General features: G+C 47.8%; 17 protein-coding genes. 10 read left to right on the top strand and 7 right to left on the bottom strand.

Going from position 1 to position 22,778, the window contains the following annotated elements; genetic code table 11:
- The first annotated feature begins 185 nt into the window (after positions 1-185).
- A complete protein-coding gene (locus P6574_RS10385; protein ID WP_310620210.1) occupies positions 186-1,505 on the top strand; it encodes an MATE family efflux transporter in 1,320 nt (439 codons plus the stop codon).
- Positions 1,506-1,969: 464 nt separating this feature from the next.
- Here P6574_RS10385 and P6574_RS10380 read toward each other — a convergent pair whose 3' ends face one another.
- Positions 1,970-3,865: a L,D-transpeptidase family protein gene (locus P6574_RS10380; protein ID WP_310620209.1), complete on the bottom strand. Its 1,896-nt coding sequence runs from the start codon at positions 3,863-3,865 to the stop codon at positions 1,970-1,972.
- A gap of 282 nt (positions 3,866-4,147) precedes the next feature.
- On the opposite strand from P6574_RS10380, the gene cysS reads away from it, so the two are divergent.
- The 3 genes from cysS to rarD all read left to right on the top strand — a co-directional run bounded on the left by cysS (position 4,148) and on the right by rarD (position 8,354).
- Complete coding sequence (gene cysS / locus P6574_RS10375) at positions 4,148-5,584, top strand: cysteine--tRNA ligase (RefSeq protein ID WP_310620208.1); 1,437 nt, start codon at positions 4,148-4,150, stop codon at positions 5,582-5,584.
- Positions 5,585-5,720: 136 nt separating this feature from the next.
- On the top strand, positions 5,721-7,313 hold the full coding sequence (cimA, locus tag P6574_RS10370; RefSeq protein ID WP_310620207.1) for a citramalate synthase: 1,593 nt from the start codon (positions 5,721-5,723) through the stop codon (positions 7,311-7,313).
- 120 nt (positions 7,314-7,433) lie between these two features.
- A complete protein-coding gene (gene rarD / locus P6574_RS10365) occupies positions 7,434-8,354 on the top strand; it encodes an EamA family transporter RarD (protein WP_310620206.1) in 921 nt (306 codons plus the stop codon).
- 120 nt (positions 8,355-8,474) lie between these two features.
- Here rarD and P6574_RS10360 read toward each other — a convergent pair whose 3' ends face one another.
- Positions 8,475-9,077, bottom strand: a complete 603-nt coding sequence (locus P6574_RS10360) for an LOG family protein (RefSeq protein WP_310620205.1) — start codon at positions 9,075-9,077, stop codon at positions 8,475-8,477.
- Between the two features lie 213 nt (positions 9,078-9,290).
- Here P6574_RS10360 and P6574_RS10355 point away from each other — a divergent pair, with 213 nt between their 5' ends.
- The 5 genes from P6574_RS10355 to pssA all read left to right on the top strand — a co-directional run bounded on the left by P6574_RS10355 (position 9,291) and on the right by pssA (position 14,718).
- A complete protein-coding gene (locus tag P6574_RS10355) occupies positions 9,291-10,517 on the top strand; it encodes an Ig-like domain-containing protein (RefSeq protein WP_310620204.1) in 1,227 nt (408 codons plus the stop codon).
- A gap of 184 nt (positions 10,518-10,701) precedes the next feature.
- Positions 10,702-11,085, top strand: coding sequence for an ArsR/SmtB family transcription factor (locus P6574_RS10350; RefSeq protein WP_310620203.1), 384 nt, complete (start codon positions 10,702-10,704; stop codon positions 11,083-11,085).
- A gap of 32 nt (positions 11,086-11,117) precedes the next feature.
- Positions 11,118-13,034, top strand: coding sequence for an ABCB family ABC transporter ATP-binding protein/permease (locus P6574_RS10345; RefSeq protein WP_310620202.1), 1,917 nt, complete (start codon positions 11,118-11,120; stop codon positions 13,032-13,034).
- A gap of 107 nt (positions 13,035-13,141) precedes the next feature.
- Complete coding sequence (locus P6574_RS10340; RefSeq protein ID WP_310620201.1) at positions 13,142-13,843, top strand: phosphatidylserine decarboxylase; 702 nt, start codon at positions 13,142-13,144, stop codon at positions 13,841-13,843.
- A 74-nt stretch (positions 13,844-13,917) separates the two neighbouring features.
- The gene (gene pssA, locus P6574_RS10335; RefSeq protein ID WP_310620200.1) at positions 13,918-14,718 is read left to right on the top strand and encodes a CDP-diacylglycerol--serine O-phosphatidyltransferase; all 801 of its coding nucleotides are present in this window, start codon (positions 13,918-13,920) and stop codon (positions 14,716-14,718) included.
- 162 nt (positions 14,719-14,880) lie between these two features.
- Here the strand turns inward: pssA and P6574_RS10330 are convergent, their stop codons facing one another.
- Together P6574_RS10330 and P6574_RS10325 are read right to left on the bottom strand one after the other, a co-directional pair.
- Complete coding sequence (locus tag P6574_RS10330) at positions 14,881-18,354, bottom strand: efflux RND transporter permease subunit (protein WP_310620199.1); 3,474 nt, start codon at positions 18,352-18,354, stop codon at positions 14,881-14,883.
- On the bottom strand, positions 18,351-19,448 hold the full coding sequence (locus P6574_RS10325; RefSeq protein WP_310620198.1) for an efflux RND transporter periplasmic adaptor subunit: 1,098 nt from the start codon (positions 19,446-19,448) through the stop codon (positions 18,351-18,353). Before P6574_RS10325 ends, P6574_RS10330 begins: the two co-directional genes overlap by 4 nt.
- 281 nt (positions 19,449-19,729) lie before the next feature.
- Here P6574_RS10325 and P6574_RS10320 point away from each other — a divergent pair, with 281 nt between their 5' ends.
- Complete coding sequence (locus P6574_RS10320; protein WP_310620197.1) at positions 19,730-20,194, top strand: hypothetical protein; 465 nt, start codon at positions 19,730-19,732, stop codon at positions 20,192-20,194.
- Positions 20,195-20,234: 40 nt separating this feature from the next.
- Here the strand turns inward: P6574_RS10320 and P6574_RS10315 are convergent, their stop codons facing one another.
- From P6574_RS10315 to trpC, 3 genes are read right to left on the bottom strand one after another with little or no spacing between them, the layout of a single operon-like run.
- Entirely contained in the window at positions 20,235-21,452 is a 1,218-nt protein-coding gene (locus P6574_RS10315; RefSeq protein ID WP_310620196.1) for a molybdopterin molybdotransferase MoeA, read from the bottom strand.
- A 3-nt stretch (positions 21,453-21,455) separates the two neighbouring features.
- On the bottom strand, positions 21,456-21,947 hold the full coding sequence (gene moaC, locus P6574_RS10310) for a cyclic pyranopterin monophosphate synthase MoaC (RefSeq protein ID WP_310620195.1): 492 nt from the start codon (positions 21,945-21,947) through the stop codon (positions 21,456-21,458).
- A 27-nt stretch (positions 21,948-21,974) separates the two neighbouring features.
- Positions 21,975-22,766: an indole-3-glycerol phosphate synthase TrpC gene (trpC, locus tag P6574_RS10305; protein ID WP_310620194.1), complete on the bottom strand. Its 792-nt coding sequence runs from the start codon at positions 22,764-22,766 to the stop codon at positions 21,975-21,977.
- Positions 22,767-22,778: the final 12 nt, after the last annotated feature.

Genomic DNA, 22,778 nt, shown 5'->3' with positions numbered 1-22,778 from the left:
TTGCCAAGTCTGAGTTTCCTGTCACTGGCTGAATATGTCAAAAATCTACAACTACTGGGCAAGGCAGCACAAAATTTTGGTTTCGGTTGCACAAATAAGGATGCGCAGTGCCGATACATGGCAAATCTAACAGTTTAAAACCTTGGATAAAGGAAAGTACCGGTCTTTTATGGCTCGGTTTTCCATTGGTTAGTACCGAACTTTCCGGCCTTATTAGCAGTCTTGCGAATACTCTTATGGTTGGCAGGTTAGGAACACATGATCTGGCATCACTTGTATTGGCAACCGGTATAGTCATGCTCATTTATATATGGGGGTTCGGAGTTTACGGTGCCGTATCAGCACTTACTTCTGAGGCGGAAGGCAGAGGGGAATTTGAAGAGGTTGGGCATACTGCCCGTATGGGTGTGTGGTGTTGCTTGATAATTTCTGTGTGTGCAATTCCAGTTATGGGGATGAGCGCCGATATTCTTATCTTTTTGGGCCAAAATAACTCGGCCTCTCGGCTCGCAGAGCAATATCTACTCATTTATCAGTGGTCGATCTATTTCAGCTTAATTGCAATCATAATAATTGCCTTTCTATGCTCGATCGATAGAGCTGCTATGATTTTCTGGTTTGGTGCTGTTGCGGCACTGATGAAAGTAACTTTGAACTTTCTCCTGATCTTCGGTTGGTTTGGCTTTCCAGCTCTTGGATTAATAGGTGCAGCGATTGCCTCTGTTTGTGCTGATGCCAGCATGTGCTTTTTGTTAATATTCTATAGTTTTTGGGATAAGAAAGCGCGTAGGTGTGCGGTTTATTCGCGCTTCTGGAGACCGGACTTGACTAGAATTATCCAAGTTTTCAAGTTCGCCTTTCCAATCTCTCTTCTTTATTTAGGGGAGGCGGTCATACTTTATACAGCTGCAATTTATATGGGGTGGATTGGTATAGTCGCAGTCGCCTCTCACGGAATAGCGATGCAAATACTGGGTGTGCTTTATATCTTCCCATCTGGTATTACAAGTGCTGGTGTTGTGCGGGTTGCTCAAGCGTTTGGTCGCGGAGACAGGGAAGCAATCGCCTATTCCGGGTGGACATTATTAGGGGTTTCAATTGTAATTGCCCTACTCCTGTCGCCAATTCTTATTGTCTATTCAAAACCAATGGCAAGCTTTTTCATTTCCACCCAAAACCCGCATTACAGCCAGATAATATCTCTCACCTCAAGCCTGCTGTTGATTGGTGCCCTGATACTATTACCTGAATACCTTCAACTGGCGGCTGCCAGTGCGCTTCGAGGGCTGTCGGATACACGTATGCCCATGCTTTTGAGTTTGCTGTGTTATATTGGAGTGAGTATCCCGCTTGCGTACATTCTTGGGTTTTGGTTGGGCATGGGGCCTGTAGGTATATGGATAGGATTGGGATCAGGCTTCGCTCTGGCCGCAGCATTATTAGTTCACAGGTTCATTCGGCGGGAAAAGCTGAACTTGGTCAAAGGTGATAAAGTAGGTGAGTAACACTTTGGGGTGCTGCTTCATATTCGCTGAAGGCATGGGCAAACCATAAGTTTGGCACGCCGCGCTCCAACGTTATTATATTCAACGAGTTCCTGCCGTTTGATTGAAGCCAATCAAACGGAACACGCCCGTAGAACGAGGAACCACTTTAAAGGCCCGCAGTAAGCCGGTAAGCGGCCAGAAGGAAAAGTGGACTGGAAATCGCGGTGCCCATTAAAACAATGCAAAAAGCTAAACGCGCCATTGTAACCCCAACTTTTTTGCCTATCCGGCCACCGAACTGCCACAGCTGGTGCACAGATAAGGTACGCTACTTTACCACAGAAGAGAGCGTGAGCGCATACATGAAATAGAAGCCCTTAACTCTAACAACCTATGAAGCATACTAAGCAAAATTAGTTGAAAATTTCCTGATAAACGCGTTCATCTCCCATTCATAGCTCCAAAAAGTAGAGCGGTCTCCTCTAGGAGGTTGTTTTATAGGCTCTTTCCAGAGCCTTGTTGAGTTTTTTATCTTTGCCGTAAATGTCTTTGCGCACCTGAAGTTGGCCGTTGTCGTCTTCCCAAGCGGTGATATAACGCAGGTAAACAGGGATCTTGTTTTGAAGGCGAATGACTTTGTTCTTCTGCTGTCTCCAAGTGCTGTAAAGGCGGGTTTGTGCCGCCGGCTCTCCGGTAAACAGCACTTCTCCAAAGGTGAAGGGGTCCTTCAAGCGGATACACCCGTGGCTGAATGCACGAACATCCCTGTTAAACAAGCTCTTTGAAGGCGTATCATGCAGGTATATGCTGTGCTTGTTGGGAAACATATACTTTACTTTTCCAAGGGCATTTCCCCGGCCCGGATCTTGACGGAAGAAGTAATTAAACTTTTTAGGCTGCAGCTGGTTCCATGCAACCGAGCGCGGGTCAATCTCTTTTTTACCGCGAAAGACCCGAATGCCCTTTCTGGCAAGGCTTAATGGGTCTTGTTGCAGTGTTGGCAAATGCTCATTTACCGCAATGGAGCGGGGCACATTCCAGTAAGGGTTTACTTCCGCATAGGAGATCTGATCGGAGAAGATCGGGGTTGAGAACTTAGGCTTACCCACCACCGCACGGGTCTGGTAAATAGTGAGGCCGTCTTGAACAATGGAGGCTGTTTGCGCGGCAATGTTCACATCCACATATTTGCGGCCCAATGGCTTGTTGTACCAGCGAAGGCGCTCAAGGTTGTTGCGGATGAGTTCAACGTGTTGCTGCGGCCCTGTGTTGAGAGCGGCAAGGGTTGCCTTGCCCACAACGCCGTCGTCAGCAAGGCCGTTGCGCCGCTGGAATTCTTTCACAGCTTCAATAATGTCGCCGGTATAAACGGTTTGCTCCAGCCCGTCATAAACATAGTACTTCTCTTGCCCCAACCGCTTTCGAACCAGCTCCACACGGCTGCTTGTCATGCCCGGCTTTAAGGATTTTCCAGAGGGAATCTGGATTTGCTCTTCAGGCTGACGGGATAAATGCAAGGCCAGTTGTCGCTGTAGTCCCTTATATGCCGGATCCTGCGGGGCAAGGTCCGCAAGTATCTGGTCCATGGATGCATCACTGGCAAGGGGGGCAAGCAGCTGCTCGGGTGATCGGTAAGCGGGTGAAAGATCGTTTTCTCTGTCCACCTTGCGCGGGTTCACGCGCCCGCTGGTCAGGTGTTTGGCAAAGCGAAGGTAAGCTTTGGTTAGAAGCAGCTCCAGTTCTCCGGCTTGCTCCAATGCGCCCGCTTGGTTAAGCGCGCCTTCCAGATCATCAATATAGCTGACAGCATAATCGGCGGGAGATAGGCCGTGAGTGCCCGCTGAGCGCAAAGCTTCCCTGAGTTCCTGCGCATTTTGCGTCAAACTTCCGTCTTGCAGCCAAACTGCTGTATATCCGTGGTCTTGGTAGAAAGCAGCAGTTTCTTTCAAGAAGGCTTTGGACAGGGGAAGCAGCTGCTGCGGGACGCCGTTGGTTAAGGCGGTAAGCTTACGCTTCAAAACTTCTTGAATGGGGGTGAGCTTTGGGGTTTGCACTACAAGTGCATAGCCTTCGCCCTCGCTGCTTTGGGTGGAAAGTGTGGATTGCTCTTGAGAGGGAGTAGCACTGCCCTCCAGCGAGGCTTCCTCTTCTGTCTTGCTATCGGGTGAAGGGGGCACGTACCCTTCACCGCTGATAGACTGGGCGTCAAGCTCCTGCGAATCAACTGGCGCATTTATGTTGTTGCTATGAGAGGTTTCTTGCTCGGAAAACCCAAGTGGGTCCACTGGAATAATGGTCTCGATTTCCTGCGCAAAAACTGGCGCAATAGTCACCGCCAGCGCCGGAAACACCGCGCTTTTCCTAATAAACTTACGCAACACGTCTCTAGATCTCCCCGTCTACCCCGAGCACTAACAGGGGGTAGGTAATAGTCGCCGCCCGTATATTCAATGAAACTTGGTTGAGGATTAATACTCGTACTTGACCTCTATTCACAATTGAGCGAAAAGCAAGACTATGAAAACGGCGATGCACATATCTTCATCCATCACCATTTGTATTTGCAGCTAGCGACCCCGCTGGCTGTGGCCGTTTCCTTCTGCCTTGATTAATCATAAGTAGGATGGACGCCCTGCCAGCAGGCAAGGAGAACACGACTTATGAGCGCTGACAAGGGCCTGATGCTCACCAACACCTTAACCCGCACCAAGGAACAGTTCGTTCCGATGGATGAAACCAATGTGCGTATGTATGTGTGTGGACCCACCGTTTATGATTATGCCCATATAGGAAATGCCCGTCCCGAAGTTATTTTCGATCTTCTGGCCCGCCTTCTGCGCCATCTTTATGGCAAAAATCACGTCACCTTCGTGCGCAATATTACGGACGTGGAAGACAAGATCAACGAACGTGCTGCACAAGAAGGCATTACTATTCGTGAGCTGACCGAAAAGACAGCGGAGCAGTACCGCAAGGATATGCGGGCGCTGGGCACCAAGGGGCCGGATATCGAACCGCGCGCCACAGACCACATTGAAGAGATGAAGGAAATCATCGAGAAGCTGGTGGCAAAGGGGTTTGCCTATGTGTCCGATGAACATGTTCTGTTCAATGTGCCGTCCATGAAGGAATATGGAGAGCTCTCCGGCCGCTCGCTGGACGAGATGATCGCCGGTGCCCGTGTGGAAGTGGCCACCTATAAGAAAGACCCGACCGACTTCGTTTTGTGGAAGCCCTCTCGTAACGGCGAGCCGGGCTGGGATAGCCCATGCGCTATTGAAACCCAAGGCCGTCCGGGTTGGCATATCGAATGTTCTGCTATGTCCGCAAAGCATCTGGGGGAGACCTTCGATATTCATGGCGGCGGGATCGACCTCACATTCCCGCATCATGAGAATGAGATTGCCCAGTCCCGCTGTGCTCATGGCACCAGTCATATGGCTAAATACTGGCTCCATAACGGCTTCTTGCAGGTGGAAGGCGAGAAGATGTCCAAATCCCTTGGCAACTTCTACACCGTTCATGAGCTTCTGGACACGGACCGCTTTGGTGGTCGCAAGTGGTCAGGCGATGTGCTGCGCTATGCCCTGCTGCAAACCCAGTACCGCCAACCAATCGATTTCACCGAAAAGAGCCTGCTGGAAGGCGAGAAACTGTTCAAACGCTGGGGTGAGTGGTTCCGCAAAAACAATGTGAAGCCTTCAGCTGAGCCTGTACCGTCAGAGGCCGTTCTTGCAGGCCTTCTGGACGACATCAACACCCCGCGCGCTATCGCGGCTCTTCATCAACTTGCAAAGGCTGCCAGAGGCGGGGATGTACCTGCACTGCAGCAGCTTGCTGACTCCCTCGCATTCCTCGGCTTCGACCCAGAAAGCTGGACGGCGCAACAAGAGCAGGCTGCGGAAAAAGGTGATGTGGACCCTGAGCTGAAACAACGTGTAGAGGCAAAGATACAGGAGCGTCTGGAAGCTCGTAAAAACAAGGACTTCGCCACATCCGACCGGATCCGCGACGAGCTTGCCCAAGAGGGAATATTGCTGAAAGATAGTAAGAGTGTTGAGACTGGCGAAATTGTTACTTCGTGGACGCTGAAGTAAACTTGCAAAATTGTAGCGGGCAAACCCAGATTTTGCCCGCTCATTGACAGGGTAGTGCCGTTGGTAATGAAAACGTGTTGCCCTATTGGAATGAGTTTGGAAACGCCTTTGCGTCCCCTTTCTGGAAAAGAGACCGATGACAAAAGAACGGCTTTATATCTTTGATACCACTTTGCGAGACGGAGCCCAGACCTCCGGCATTGATTTCTCGGTGGATGAAAAGATTGCCATTACCGGTCTCTTGGAGCGCCTTGGCGTTGATTATGTCGAGGGCGGGTATCCCGGGGCGAACCCTACCGACACGGAGTTCTTCAGCCAAAAGCGGACGAAAGCTGCGACGTTCACCGCATTCGGTATGACAAAACGGGCAGGGCGCTCTGTTGCCAATGATCCAGGCATCCAGTTGCTGCTCCAGTCCAAGGCGGATGCCATCTGCTATGTGGCAAAGTCTTGGGACTATCATGTGCGGGTGGCGCTGGGCTGCACCAATGAGGAAAATCTGGAAGGCATTCGCGAAAGCGTTGAAGCTGCCCGCGCAGCAGGCAAAGAGGCCATGGTGGACTGTGAGCACTTCTTTGACGGGTTCAAGGCCAATCCTTCCTACGCATTGGAGTGCGCACGCAGCGCCTATGAGGCTGGAGCGCGGTGGGTGGTCCTTTGCGATACCAATGGTGGAACACTTCCCCACGAAATTACCGAGATCGTCACAGCCCTAAGAGAAGTTGTTCCCCATACGAACCTTGGTATTCACGCCCATGATGACACAGGCCATGCGGTTGCGAACACTCTGGCGGCGGTGAGCGCTGGTGTACGTCAGATTCAAGGGACCTTGAATGGAATTGGGGAGCGCTGCGGCAATGCAAACCTCGTCACCTTAATTCCAACCCTTTTCCTGAAAGCCCCTTTTAAGGACAGTTTAGAACTGGGAATGCCTCAGGCTGTTTTTAAAGATTTAACTGCAATATCAAGGGGTTTTGATGAAATATTAAACCGGTCTTCTAACGTGCATTCACCTTATGTGGGGCAAAATGCTTTTGCCACAAAAGCCGGTATTCACGCCTCCGCCCTGTTAAAGGAGCCGGAGACCTATGAGCATGTTCCCCCCGAGACTGTTGGAAACCAGCGCCGGGTTCTGGTGTCTGACCAAGCTGGAAAATCCAACCTTTTAAGTGAGCTCAAGCGCCTTGGGGTTGAGGCCGACAAAAGTGACCCACGTCTGGACAGCCTTCTTGCCGAAGTGAAAGAACTTGAGGCCAAAGGTTTTTCCTATGAGGCCGCAGATGCCTCATTCGAGCTGCTTGCCCGCCGCAGGCTGTTCACTGTACCAGATTACTTTGATGTGATCTCGTTCCGCACTGGCGTGGAGCGCCGCTATAACGCAGTTGGAGACAAAATCACTGTTTCCGAAGCTGTCGTGAAAATAGAGGTGGACGGTGAGGTACTCATGTCCGTGGCGGAAGGGAATGGCCCTGTTAACGCGCTGGATGTAGCTCTTCGTAAAGACCTTGGAAAGTATCAAAGCCACATAGACCGCTTGGAATTGATCGACTATAAGGTGCGCATATTGAATGGCGGCACCGATGCGATTACCCGCGTGCTGATTGAAAGCTTGGACAGGGAAACTGGAAAGCGCTGGTTCACTGTCGGAGTTTCAAGCAACATAGTCGATGCCTCTTTTCAGGCTTTGGTGGATTCTGTTCGCTATATCATTCTCAAGAATAGCATTTGATCCTCTGTGCAATGGCGTAGCCTTTGATAGTGGTGCTGTTAAATGTCTTGAGCTTGACTTTACCCAAGTGTTGGTTCCGCAGGAGGCTGCCCTACCATCCAACCTCAGAGGATTCATGTTTTGGCAACTTTCGACCAGTCTGCAGAAAATGCCATCTCGGATGCTGACTATAAAATGGGCCTGCTGTCCGCTGCCACCGCCTACTTTATCTGGGGCATTGCACCTTTATATTTCAAACTCACTGCGAGCTCTCCTGCGCTGGTTGTCGTTTGTTACCGTGTGCTCACGTCTGTTGTTGCAGTTGGTATTTTGCTGGGTTTTCGCCAGCAATTGTATTCGCTTCTCCATATTTTCAAAAATAAGGCACTTCTTTGGCGTATCGCTCTCGCGTCTTTCGTGCTCACCTCCAACTGGCTGGTGTTCATATGGTCCATTGAAGTCGGGCGGGTGCTGGATGCCAGCTTTGGTTACTTCATAAACCCCTTGGTCAGTGTGGCCTTGGGCGTGGTTGTCCTGTCAGAGCGGTTGAGCCGCGGCCAGATGATTGCGGTGGCTCTTTCCGTCATTGGCATTACCTATCAGATTGTTGCAATGGGCACCTTGCCACTGGTCTCGCTGTTTCTGGCATTCACCTTCGCTACATACGCACTTATTCGCAAGAAAACAGAAGTTGCCGCAATTCCGGGCCAGCTCGCCGAAGTCATTTGCATGAGCCCGCTGGCATTGATTGGGCTGTTCTATCTGGGAGGGCAGGGTACGAGTGTTGCACCGCTGGCTGAGGTGAGCCTGTTCCTTGCTCTTCTAGGAACAGGTGTTGTAACAGCTGCCCCGCTCATTCTGTTTACATTTGGCGCAAGACGTATCCCGATGATTTACGTTGGCTTCCTGCAGTATATCGCTCCCTCACTTCAGTTCATACTCGCCTACTGGATTTTCGGGGAGGCACTTTCGACGGATCGATTAATTAGTTTCATCATTATCTGGGTGTCTTTGGGTGTGTTTACCCTCGATGGGTTTGCAAAAACGAAAAGCGCACAGTGATTCGCGCAGAAGAACGCAGTAGCGCACAATAAAAGGTAGGGTGCGCACAAGTTGCGTACTCCTGCCTTTGACTGTGCGATTCTTGAAAAAGAATTGTATTTACAGGCTCTTAGTTAGAAATCAGTAGCGTTCGATGTGAAAAAGGGGCGTCTCCGAATTCTGTGCATTCTGCGTCGCCCTTTTACTTAAAAGGGGGATAACCTCTTCAGTAGTTTCGGCCACTAAATAATCGATTCCATTTTCCTCATGAATAAATTTCTCCCCGTGCATGTGCTGGAGTAGAGTCTTGAGCGGATTCCAAAATCCGTCGATATTCGCGAGGAGGATGGGCTTGTTATGGCGGCCCAGCTGGGCCCAGGTAATCACCTCCACCAGTTCTTCCAGAGTTCCGATACCACCGGGCAGCGCAACAAATGCATCGGCTTTTTCAAACATCAGCTGCTTGCGCTCATGCATGTTCTGGGTAACGATCAACTCATGGCTTCCCTCAAGCATGACCTCTTTTTCCTTTAGAAAGTCAGGAATAATGCCTGTGACTTGGCCCCCATTGTCAAGCACAGCATTGGCGATGATGCCCATGATACCAATAGAGCCCCCCCCATAAACCAGTCTGATATTATTCTCGGCCATTTGCTTGCCAAGGGACAGGGCAGCCTTTCCGTAGGCCGGGTTTAAGCCATTGCTGGAGCCGCAATATACGCAGATGCTTTCTAAATGTTCCATGGTTTAAGTGTTTGCACTTACACCGAGAAACGTCAAGCGCGGCTTTGATGAAAGTTAGAAATTGGTTTGAAGATTGCTATAATATGCAATCAGGCTAGAGCGATTCTCGAAGAATACTTGTACAGTCGTTTGAACAGTTGCTGCGTATCCGTTAAACTAAATTAAAGTTTTTTCTATGCTGCAAATAATTGGTTTAAGGAGTAGGTGAATACCATGTCCAAGGTCGGGGTAGGCGGGGTGGTGACATCTGTTGCCATAGCAGTGGTTCTTGCCGGTGGGGCGCTATACTACTTCAAGGGAAATGACAGCTTCTTCAGCCTTGTCAGCAATTTTGGCAAGACTCCAAAAGTCGAAGTCAACGAACAAGAAAGCTTGCCTGAGGAACGTGAGAGCACCAAATATGTACCGACACAGGACATAAAGCGGAACGAGACCATTGAACTGGACGATGAAGTATTATCTGCTTCGACCATCCCAACTTTCGATGTCATGCGTGTGGAACCTTCGGGCGATGCTGTCATTGCGGGTCGTTCTGAAGCCGGCGCTATTGTGGCTCTGGTGTCCAATGGAATGGTTATCGGCCGCTCCCTTGCCAACGCGCAAGGCGAATTTGCTATTGTTTTAGACACCCCGCTTAAAGCTGGCAACCACGACATCTTGCTTGAATCTCATAGCAAAAGCACTAAGGAAAAAGTTCAATCTGAACAGCGTATCGCAGTTTCCGTTCCTGTCGATAAATCAAGCGAAGTTCTTGTTGTTCTCAGAGAACCCAATGAACCAACTAGGGTTTTACAACTTCCCGGTGTTAATGTGAAGGAGAGTAACCTCCTGACATCCTCAATTGGAGAAACTGAGGAGCTCGCGGCGGATCTACCAAGTGGGGAAGTCTCCAAGACAGGCAATGAAGGCGATGTTCGCGTTGCCGCAGTGGAAAGCGAAGCGGGTAAAATCTATGTTGCAGGGCAAAGTGAGCCAAACGCGAAGCTGCGGGTCTATGTGGATGACGACCTGGTTGGAGAAGCGGAAAGTAACAAGGATGGCAAATGGTTACTGGAAGCAGACAAAGAGGTATCTCTCGGTACAGTCGAAGTTCGAGCAGACAGGGTGTCTGATGAAGAAGGTACGGTGGAAGCACGAGCTCAAGTCGCGTTCAGCAAAGCTAAAAAAAGCGCGATCATTCTGGAGCCTGTAGTCGTTGCTCAAAGCTCCACAGCCTCGGGAAATTCTGGAGTTACCTCCGTTTCTGAGGTTGGCTCAATACCCTCTGTTATCATCAGAAGAGGCGATAATCTTTGGACAATTTCTGCCAGAGTTTATGGTGACGGAATGCGTTACTCAACAATTTACCGCGCCAACGATGCTCAAATTCGTAATCCTGATTTAATTTATCCTGGTCAGGTTTTTGTTCTTCCGGAAGGAGATTTGAACTGGCAGCAGTAACCCCCTAAAATGTTTGGTGAAAGGAGCACTCTAACGGTTGGGGTGCTTTTTTTTTGCAAAATTGAAGCTTGCAATTTCTCTCCATATTAATATATCGGTAAAAAGCGATTAATTAACCATCCTCTTTACTTGGTATAATGAATGTTGCCAGTAAAAATACTGAGAGGATCAAAGAGTATATCCTATGCCTTTGAAAAATATAGATAATGCGAGAGAGGTTGACGATGGTCAGTGGAGTGCCGATGACCTTGCCAGTCAATTTAAAGCCCTGTCCCATCCGGTACGCCTAAAAATAATTGAGCTTCTAGCAAACCAGCCCAATGCAGCCTGCTGCGGTGATATTGTTGACTGTTTTCCTTACTCTCAATCCACCATATCTCAGCACCTACAGATTCTCAGTAGAGCGGAGCTTATTAGCTTGAAAAGTGAAGGGCGAACGACCTGCGTACAACTGAATTGCGCAGGTCTGAAAAAATATAGTCAAGCCATGAGTTCCTTTTTTTCCTCATTAGAGGCGTCTCAAAGTCCTCTTTCTCAAAAACCTAACAAGTGTTCCCAAGGGAGCTAAAGGTTTCAATGATAAATAAATCGAAAATGAATATGAGACCTGAACAAACGGTTCTGAATGCCGATCAGGCCAGCTTGCTTGGACCAATCTCAACTCTCTGGCGCTTTATGTGGCCAGAAGACCGGCCAGACCTTAAAAGACGAGTGGGCTTCGCCACCTTTATTCTTCTCATTGCAAAAATAATTACTGTATTTTCTCCCTATTTCTTCGCTTGGGCAACGGATGCCCTCGCAGGAAAACCAGGTGTTCCCACTTGGTTACCAGAAGCTTTGGTCGCACCGGTAATGCTGGTTCTAGCATATAACGCTACCCGCATTCTGGCTGTGGCATTCAACCAATTGAGAGATGCTATTTTTGCAAATGTAGGCCTTCATGCCGTGCGGGAGTTGGCAAACCTGACATTCGAGCACCTACATTCCTTATCATTGCGGTATCACTTGGCTCGCCGGACGGGCGGGCTTACTCGTGTCATCGACAGGGGGGTGAAGGGAATTGAAGGTATCGTTCGCTTTACCATCCTTAATGGTATCCCAACTCTTCTGGAATTCGCCATTATGGCTGGAGTCATTTGGTATCAGTTTGGGTTGATCTATGTGGCTGTGGTGGCTTTGACAGTCTTTTCCTACATTTATTACACAGTTAAGGCCTCAGATAAGCGTATTGAGATCCGGCGTGATATGAACTCGGCGGATAATGATGCCAATCAAAAGTCCGTTGATACTCTCCTGAACTTTGAAACTGTTAAGTATTTCGGCAATGAAGAAATGGAAAAACGCCGTTTCGACAGTGCAATGGCGGGCTACGAAGATGCTGCAACGAAGACATGGACATCACTTGCCTGGCTCAATTTTGGTCAGGCACTTATTCTTGGAATAGGAATGGCAATTTGTATGGTCCTGTCTGCACGGGAAATTCAGGCAGGGACGCATACACTGGGTGACTTTGTCCTCATCAACGCACTGATAATGCAGCTGTCTTTCCCTTTGAATTTCATAGGCTTTATCTACCGTGAAATACGACAGGGAATTGCAGATCTGGAGGCAATGTTTGAGGTTCTTGCTGTTAAACCGGAGATTCAGGACCTGCCCGATGCTGTAGATCTCAAAGTGAAGCGAGGAACTATTAAATTTGACAATGTTTGCTTCCATTACGATGAAGAACGCTCCATTTTACATAACATCAGCTTTGAAGTTCCCGCAGGTTCTACACTTGCTATTGTCGGCCCATCAGGAGCAGGAAAATCAACTATATCCCGCCTTCTATACCGCTTCTATGATGCGACAAATGGAGCTATTTTGATTGATGGGCAGAATGTTCAGTCCGTAACTCAGAAGTCTCTTCGCCATAGTATCGGTATGGTTCCGCAAGATACTGTCCTGTTTAATGACACGATTGCCTACAACATTCGTTACGGCCGCCCGGATGCAACAGATGAGGAAGTCCGGAAAGCGGCCCAATTGGCCCAGATCGATAGCTTCATAGAAGCTTTACCAAAGGGCTATGAAGCTGAAGTCGGGGAGCGTGGACTGAAATTGTCGGGTGGTGAAAAGCAACGTATTGCTATTGCACGCACAATTTTGAAAGCTCCACCCATACTCATTCTGGATGAAGCAACGTCCGCACTGGATACACATACGGAGACTGAAATTCAGTCGGCGCTTGATGTGGTTTCTCAAAACCGGACTACAGTTGTAATCGCCCACAGGCTGTCTACTGTCATTAACGCAGACCAAATTCTCGTGTTGGAGAAGGGGCGCTCGGTGGAGCAAGGTACCCACAGCGAACTGTTAGAAAAAGGCGGTCTTTATGCATCCATGTGGGATCGACAGCGCGAAGTGAAAGAAGTTGAAGCCCGTCTTGAGGCCATTCGGCAAAATGATAATGGGATTGTGACAAGAAAACCGACCGCAGAAGAAAGCGAGATTGAATCACGGACCATAGAAGGCTAAGAGACTCCTAACTAAAATACTGATAGATTGGTACACCGCTACACAAATGGGCTGGCGGTGTACTTGTGTTTACAGTTTGTTTCGGGATTATTTAATAGGTGGTGTATATGTCTCTGGCAGACACGATTAGAAAAACCTTTGTTCCAATTCATAGGGAAGGGTATCCGTTTATCGCAATAGCTGCGGTTCTGACTATTGTTTTAGGATGGATTTGGGATCCTCTATTTTGGATTGGAGCTGCTCTTACTATTTGGGTTTGCTACTTTTTCCGAGATCCTCCGCGTGTGACACCAGTTAAAAAAGGACTTGTTGTCTCTCCAGCTGATGGCACGGTTTGCCTTATGGGTCCGGCAGTGCCTCCAAAAGAACTGGATATGGGTGAAGAGCCGCTCATGCGTGTATGTGTATTCATGAATGTGTTTAACTGCCACGTGAATAGAGCGCCAATTGCCGGGCGTATTACCCGTGTTGCTTATAAGGCAGGTAAGTTCTTCAATGCCGAACTGGATAAAGCAAGCGAAGACAATGAGCGCAATGGCATCATAATCGAAAATGATGAGCATAGAGTTGGTGTTGTCCAGATTGCTGGATTAGTAGCACGCCGTATTGTATGTTTTGTCAAAGAAGGTGAGACTATTTCAGCTGGAGATCGTTTTGGGCTTATTCGATTCGGGTCACGCTTGGATATTTATATGCCAGCAGGCACTCAGCCTCAGGTAGCTATCGGGCAAACGATGATTGCGGGCGAGAGTATTATTGCTGACCTGTCTTCGGTTTCTAAAGGCGACATTGTTGCACGTGTCTCCTAGTTTTATGAACTCGATTTCAAAGGTTAGTGTGCTTGACTGCTCAATTTCCACTTCCAGGTCCTCTGGACCCTAAAATGAACAGGAAACAAAAAGGTGCGCGGTTTCAACGCGTACCTATGCGCCTTGTTGCTCCAACCGTCGTGACATTACTTGCGCTTTGTTCCGGTTTAACAGCAATGCGCATGGCTCTTGAAGAACGCTGGGATTTAGCCATCGCCGGTATACTTGTTGCTGCTGTTCTGGATGGTCTAGATGGACGCATAGCGCGGCTGCTCAAAGGAACCTCGCGGTTTGGGGCCGAGTTGGATTCCCTTGCCGATTTTGTGAATTTTGGTGTTGCTCCTGCGATAATTCTATATTCATGGGCCTTGGATGACGTTAGATCGCTCGGCTGGATTGCTGCTTTACTCTATGCGATATCGGGTGCATTGCGACTGGCAAGATTCAATGTAGCTATGGATGATCCCGATAGGCCTGCTTGGTCTGCCAAGTTTTTTTCGGGAATTCCTGCTCCTGCTGGTGGTCTGGTGGTCCTGCTGCCAATTTATCTGGATAGGCTTGGTATGAATATCAGCGGCTTCTCAGCTGCAATCGCCATTTACTGCCTGTTTGTTGGGTTTCTAATGGTTTCTCAGCTGCCCTCGTTTTCTGGAAAACAGTTTGGCATGGCGATCCGCCGTGAGCTTGTATTACCTGTTTTTGTGTCAATTGTAGCTGCGGCTGCATTGCTAGCTAGTTACCCCTATGAGGTACTTAGCTTCGCTGTAACTTGTTATCTAATATCCCTGCCATTTGCGTTCAGTTCATTTAGAGCGCATCTGAAACGGGATAAAGAACAGAGCGAAGGTACTGTGGAGTGCGTTGGGGTTGACTAGAGCGCGTTCCGTTTGATTGAGTTCAATCAAACGACAAGAATTCGCTCAATATAAACAAGTTAGAGTGCACAGCGTGAATGCGAATGAACGCGATGTGCTCTGGACCAACATATTCAAGAAGGAAAGGCGATGTTTTTGAAATAAAACATCGCCTTTTTTATATCATTCAGCAGCCACTGCAACTTGTTTTCTATGATGAACATGCTCATCCACTGTTGTGATGAACCCGCCTCCATCAGGGGGAGGGGAGCCATCACGCCCGGTACGTATTCTATGTATCAGGCGAGTGAAAAACTGCGCATAGACGCGGGGGGCTGCAAGCATAGTGGGTATTACAACCAGTGTAAGAATGGTAGAGAATGTCAGACCCGCAATGATCGCAGTAGATAGCTGCACCCACCAGGTCGATGTGACAGAACCATAAGTTGTTACGCGATCAACAAAATCAAAGCTCACCTGTGTCGCCATTGGAATGAGACCGGCGATGGTTGTGATAGTTGTTAGCAGAACGGGCCTTATTCGTTGCGCCGAGGTCTTTAGGATCGCGTCAATGGGATCTTCCCCTTCGCTGCGCAAGCGATTATATGTATCTATCAGCACAATTGCATTGTTCACTACAATACCTGCCAAAGCGACGATGCCCGTACCTGTCATGATTATGGAAAACTTCTGACCAGTTATAAGGATGCCCAATAGTACGCCGAAGACCGACATAACAACGGTAGAGAGAGTAAGAAAGCTTTGATAGAAGCTATTAAACTGTGTAAGCAAAATCAAGAACATGAGAAACAGCGAGCCAAGCATGGCTTTTTGTAGGAAGTCTTGTGCTTCCTTTTGTTCTTCATCCGCACCTCGAAATGTCAGACTGACCGTTTCCGGCCACTCTTGGCTATCGATCCAGTTTTGAAGCTCTTTGACTTTAGTTGTGACGAGATAACCGTTGCTCTTATCTACAGTTGCCTTGATATCCATGATGTATTGACCATCACGCCGTACTATTGAGGAAACTTTCTGTTGCGGAACCTGCTCAATGAAGTTCGACATGGGTATTTGCCCAAGCGGCGTCTGGAGGCGTAGTTGTTCGAAACGGTCAAGCGTTCTTTCTTCTTGTGGCAACCGAACGCGGATCTCTACTTCATCTTCAGAGTCGGAGGGACGGTACTCGCCAATCAAAACACCATTTGTGACAAGTTGGATCATGGTCCCGGCGGGTGCGATGTCAGCTTTATAGCGTGCTGCATTTGTCCGGTCGATATTAATGACCCACTCAATGCCGGGCAGGGGACGGCTATCTTCTTGATCTAACAGCCCTTCCATGGAATCCAGATGTTTCCGAACTCTAGTGACAATACCAGATAACTCATCATAGTTGTTGGAAGCGACTTGAAGCTGAATGTCCTTGCCTGTTGGAGGACCCCCTTCTACGCCGCGAACCTCTACCTTGATACCAGCCAGATTTGCCGTTTTATTACGGATTTCCTGAAAGATTTCTTCGCCTTTGCGACGGCAGCAATAGTCTGCAAACTCCATCGTAATCTGGCCGATGAGATCAGCAGGCTTGTCTTGGCCTCCCGTTCCACCACCGGCTCCGCTAGGAAAGGCTTTGGCGGTTATATTCTGAATTCCGGAGATATTCATAACGATGCTGTTCACTTCGTTTACGAGCTCTACAGATTCCTTAGAGGACATGTTTCCGCGAGCGGAGACAAACAGGTTGGCAATTTCCGGTTCCTCGGCGACAAAGAACTCTGTTCCATTATTTTTGCCAATAAATAGGACAAAAATTCCGCAACAAATGAGCAACATGCCCCCCATGGTGGCGAATGTGCCTAATGGGTTCGTAACCAAAACCCTTAGTGTTCGAATATAGATTCCCATAAAGCCGGTAAGCTGTTGTGGGTCGAACTTTTCCTGTCCACTGAATACCTGCGCCTTTTCATTTTTCGAGGCACGGCTTTTACTAAGCCGTGCCCGCGTATAGGAAAAAACGGCCTTAAAGAGCTTATAGAGTGGAAAACAGACTAATAGGCCTGCGATTATCCCGAGCGTGAGAGCTGGATAACTACCTATCGAATCCTTTAGGGCTGGATTGCCAGCTAAAGCCAGAATGAGGAACAACGACGTGGCGCCGGTCAGAATGAACTCGCCATATTTAGCTAAAAACGAACTGGCCGATGATAGGACACCGCCTGTGACTGGAAGAAATATCATTGCCGTAATTAGTGAGGCAGATAGAACTATAATCACCATAACCGGCAAATAGCTCATGAACTTCCCGGAAACTCCGGGCCATAGCAGCATTGGCAAGAATGCTGCAAGTGTTGTGGCTGTAGAAGATACAATAGGCCAAAACATGAGTTTTGAGGCTCGTATATAGGCTGCCCTAGGGGGCATGCCCTCAGCGGCTTTCCTGTCAGCATACTCAACCATTACAATCGCGCCATCTACAAGCATACCGACTGTAAGAACAAGGCCGAACATGACCATTGTGTTAACGGTCATCCCAATAAAGGAGAGAATGAGAAAGCCGATAAGGAATGAAGTCGGGATAGAAAGACCAACAAGCAGACCGGATTTTAACCCGAGTGTTGCCACAACCAATATCATAACAAGGAAGATTGCTGTGAGAATGGAGGACTGTAGAGAGGCCAAAATCTCTTTAATATTATCAGATTGATCCAGCATATAAGTGACATGGATCGTCTCTGGTAAGTCCCTTGTAACTTGTTCAACCGCAGCTCTGACAGCCTGATTGTTTTCAATAATGTTTTCGCCTATGCGCTTAACGACTTCAAGCCCGATTGCAGGCTGCCCATTGACGATTAGTGATTTGGTCCTGTCTTTGAATGTGCGTTTGATTGTAGCGATATCACCTAGTGTTACAACGCTTTCACCCGACTGCTTAAGTGGTAGGGAGAATACATCATCCGCTGTTTCGACAAGGCCTGGAACCTTTATGTTGAAGCGCCCTTTTCCGCTATCCATGAAGCCCGCAGGAATCAGTTGGTTATTCAGAGCAAGAGCATTCACTAGCTCCGTCTGGGTAACTGAATAGGACTCCATCTTCTGGGTGTCTATGATCACTTCGAGAAGCTCTTCCCGGTGGCCCGACAGTGCTGCTTCCTTTACCGAAGGGATAGCCTCAATGACATCCTTAAGACGGCGGGAAATTTGATAGAGGGTCCTTTCAGGTACATTTCCAGAAAGTGAAATATTAATTGTCGGCTGAAGCGCCATATTGATAGAGTTTACCGAAGGTTCATCCGCATTTTCGGGTATCTTTACCTTCGCCTGATCAACCTTCTCCCTAACCTCATTAAGAGCTAGATCCTTGTCGAAGTTCACATCATATTCCAGCAGAATTCCCGCGTGACCTTCGGTTGTAATGGCCGTGATCTCTTTTAATCCTTCAAGGCCCCTTAATTCGGTCTCCATCGGGCGTGCTATGAGACGTTCCGCGTCTTCTGGTGAAATACCCTGCTGACTTATGGAGATATAGAAAATTGGGATATCAATATCCGGTGCAGCTTCCTTGGGAATAGAGCGATATGCAAGTACTCCGGCAGTAATGAGCACGAGCATTAAGGAGAATACAGTTTTGGGTCGGTTCAAAATGCCTTCAAGCATAGAGATCATGATCCCACCTCCAGCTCAACAGGCATTGGCTTAACAGTCTGCCCCTCAAGGACAAAGTCTTGTCCGACAACTATGACTTGAAGTTCGTCTGGAAGACCTTTTACCCAAACGCCTTCTGTAGTCCCGCCTTCAATGGCTACAGGATAAAAAAGGACTTTATTCTCATCACTTACTGCCCGAACCCCAATTTCTCCATTATCGTTCAATGTCAAAATCCCGGGAGAGATAAAATGAGCGGTTTGAATTGGTTTTATAAGGTTCGCAGTTGCTGTAATTCCATCACGAATTTTCCCTGTTTCATTCGAGATTTCGATTTCAACTCTGAATGTGCGCATATCCGGGTTAGCTGCCGGTGCGATATAGCGAACGCTTCCTGACAATTGTTCGCCTGTCACAAGGGAAACTTGAGCCTCTTGACCTATGTAGACATTATTTATGTCCCGTTCCGAAACCGTTCCAATTACAAGCATTGGATCAAAGTCTATAATAGTTGCACAGGGTTGGCCTGCTTGCAGCATAGAGCCAACTTCCACCATTGGGCTTTCAACTATCCCGCGACCAGGAGATCTTATTTCAGTCTTATCAAGTTCAAGTTCCACTTCCTGTAACTGTGCTTTTGCCGCATCGCGGGAAGCCTTAAGTGCAGCTACTTTGTTTTGAGCTGTAAACCCTTTGTTATTGAGCTTTGTCGAGGCCTGATAATCGAGTTCTGCTTGGGCGAGTAACGCATTTGCATGAAGTACTCTTGCAGCTCGCGCTCCTTCATCAAGCACGCAAAGAAGGTCACCTTTTTCGACGAGATCACCTTCGTTTACAAATCGCTTTCTGACTACGGCGGTAGTTTCGGCTCTAACCACTACCTTGACATCAGCTTCTGTTCTACCGCGAACTTCCAATTTGGCCTCTCGCGGTTGTGCATGAAAAGAGGCAACCCTTACTGCAATTGGTTTGTTTGAAATATTCTTCAATTGCTCAGCCGGAGAGGGTGGAGATGACTCGCCCGCACCACCGATCACAACTTTGCCAGAGGCCATCCATAGGCCGACACCGGAAGCTATCCCAAGAGCGAGCAGGTAAGAGAAACGTAACGCCATGTATAACTCCGAATTTCGTCGCGCAATATCAAGGATTTTAATAAGGATTCGAGAATTGTGAAGGAACTTGATTCTGACGTTCATCTATTATCAGTTAAAAATAAAAAGCAATGCCTCCTAGTATTTTGTACACCAGTTGTCTTCTGGCCATTAGAGGCACTACTTAAGAATTAATTTGCAATGTTTGCTGTGTGTTTTTTCACTCTTCTCAAGGGAATATGTCTCCACTTTCAGTTTGCAAGTTCATCTTTAACTTGAAACGGTCACAAGAGGAGAAAGTTATGAAGTTCACTGATATACTTGGGGTAGCAATCGTAGGAGGGGCGCTTTTAATCGGGTTACCTGCATTGGCGGATGCGAAAAAAGGCGAATTTTCTGCTCCACTAAAGAAGATTTATGCTGTCCAAAACACTGGGTCACCTGCTCCAGAACAGAACAAGAAATGTGAAGATAAATATTTTTCGCTTGTTGGTCAGCCTATTGATGTAACTTATGAAATTGATCCGACATCCGGCAAGATGAAGGCTGATGCCCAGTTCATGGAATCTCATACCAACTTGTTTCCGTTAGGTATAAAAGATCGATATGATTTTATGTCTGATGGTGTTGCCCCCAAACTTAAAGATCTCGATATATCCCGTATTATTTTTAATATGGACCAGAATATGGAAAATGAGCGAGTATCCGTCATGGGAGGTCTTGATGAGCAGTTTAACTGTGTCCTCATAAGTGAGCCATCAACATAAAATGCTCTAAAATCAACGGCGCCAAAGTGCGCCGTTTCTCCTAAAAAGTAGGCCCTAAAGGAATAATGTTGACCTGTTCTCCGGTTTGCGCAGCTGGGGCGTTGGGCTTTCTTACGATAAGCGCATGAGCTTTAGTGAACATTGAAAGCATGGATGAATCTTGAATAGCAAATGGTGTTGCAACAAGGTTTCCATTGTTATCTTCGGTAAGTTCTGCGCGAAGAAAATCCTGCCGGAAATCGTTCTCTTCCAAACTTGCCCCAAGGATTGCGGCAACTCTTTCGCCGCCAAGATCAAGTTGCCCTGTTATTTTTCTAAGAATAGGTTTCAGAAAAAGTAATGCACAAACCAAACTGGAGACTGGATTGCCAGGAAGGCCAAGGACTTTTGTTTGTCCAATATGGCCCGCCATAAGCGGCTTGCCCGGTCGCATAGCAATACGCCAAAACTCAAGTGACATTCCAACTTGACCCAGTACTTCTTGAATATAGTCGTGATCACCGACTGAAGCCCCGCCTAGTGTTACCAAAATATCTGCCTTGGCTTCAAGAGCTTGCTTTATTTTATCTGCTATTTGCTCTTTATTATCTGGGGCTATTCCCAGAAGAAGAACATTAGCATCGCACTCTCGCGCAAGACGGGCAATACCAATTTGATTGGAAGCAACAATTTGGTTTGGTCCGGGCTCTTCTCCCGGTGCAACAAGTTCATCCCCATTTGCTAGAATTGCCACCAATGGGCGCTTGTATACAGGGAGCTGAGAATAGTTCATGGACGCTGCCAAGGAAAGCTCGCGATAGTCTAGCTTGGTCCCGCTTTTGAGAAGAACTTCTCCTTTGGAAAAATCCAAACCTTCCGGCCTTATGAACTTTCCTTTTGAAACAGGTTGTTTGGCAAAGACGATATTGCTTTCTCTATCCGCATTTTCTTGCATTAAGATAGCGTCTGCTCCATCTGGTACTGGGGCCCCCGTAAAAATTCTTACTGCTGATCCCTTCGTAACTTTACCCGAAAAACTCTGTCCCGCTGCAACTTCCCCAATAACTTGAATAGGTCTTTCTGAGTGGTTTGTATCCTCTGCAATAACAGCATATCCGTCCATTGCAGAGGCGGCGAATGGGGGCTGGGTGCGCTCCGCGCATAAATCCTTAGCAAGTATCCTGCCGCCTGCATCCAAAAGTGATACCATTTCAGCTTCTAGAGGATAGGTAGATGCAAGAAGTCTGGCTTTTGCTTCTTCAACGCTTATCAGAGACATTATTCAATCCTTTGCCGCAATGAAATGGCCAGATTTTCCGCCCTTTTTCTCAAGTAGAGTAATACCGGTGATTTCCATGGTCCTATCAACAGCTTTCGCCATATCATAGATCGTCAGACAGGCAATTGATGCCGCTGTTAGTGCTTCCATTTCAATGCCGGTTTGTCCACTAACCTTGGCAAACACTTCAACGTGGATACCTGGAAGCTCAGGTGCTGGAGTGAAGTTAATTGTAACTTTCGAAAGAGGGAGGGGGTGGCACAACGGGATAAGCTCATGTGTCCGTTTGGCTGCCAGAATACCAGCAATACGCGCAGCACCCAGTACATCTCCCTTTTTCGCATTACCAGAGCGAATAAGCTCCAGAGTTTCAGGTTTCATCTTTACAGAGCCGGAGGCACGGGCGATGCGCGCTGTTACCGCCTTTTCAGAGACGTCCACCATATGGGCTGCGCCAGTTTCATCCAAATGCGTAAGTTTAGAGTTTTGGGACATTGCTCAGACTTCTTGCTGGTATGCGTTCTATTTTTCTAGAAGTAACTTTGTTGCTTCTTCCACATTCTTCTGGCGCATCAAACTTTCACCAATAAGGAACGTGGATATTCCGGCTCTTTCCATACGGTTAAGATCCTCACTCGTAAATAGGCCAGATTCTCCAACAACTATCCTGTCCTTTGGAACCAGCGGAGCCAACTTCTCGCTGGTTTCAAGCGATGTTTCGAATGTTCGAAGATTTCTGTTATTGATTCCAATAAGTTGGGACTTCAATTTAAGTGCCCGGCCCAACTCATCCTCATTGTGCACTTCTATCAAAACATCCATACCCAACTCAAAAGCAACTTCCTCCAACTCTTGAGCTAGACCATCCTCGATAGCAGCCATAATTAGCAAGATACAGTCAGCACCCCAACTACGGGCCTCATAGACTTGATAGGGATCATACAGAAAGTCTTTGCGCAGGACTGGCAGGCTTACAACCTTCCTTGCTTCAATTAAATATTCTGGTTTCCCTTGAAAAGACGGAAAATCAGTCAAAATGGAAAGGCATGCCGCCCTGCCATTTTCATAGGATTTTGCAAGTTGACGTGGGTGGAAATCAGGCCTAATGAGACCTTTTGAAGGACTTGCTTTCTTTACTTCCGCAATTAAAGCGTATTGGTTTTGCCTGTGTTTTTCTTTAATTGCACTGCAAAATCCACGAGTGGGATCAGCCTCAGCTGCATTGTTTTTGATGGTTTGCAGAGGAGTATGCACTTTTGCCGCCTCAATCTCTTCTTTTTTATAGGCTTCGATTTTCTTTAGGATATCAGCCATTGTACCACTCTG

Source organism: Pseudovibrio sp. M1P-2-3, from assembly GCF_031501865.1.
Taxonomy (GTDB): Bacteria; Pseudomonadota; Alphaproteobacteria; order Rhizobiales; family Stappiaceae; genus Pseudovibrio; species Pseudovibrio corallicola.
This window is presented reverse-complemented; position numbering and strand designations above follow the sequence as displayed.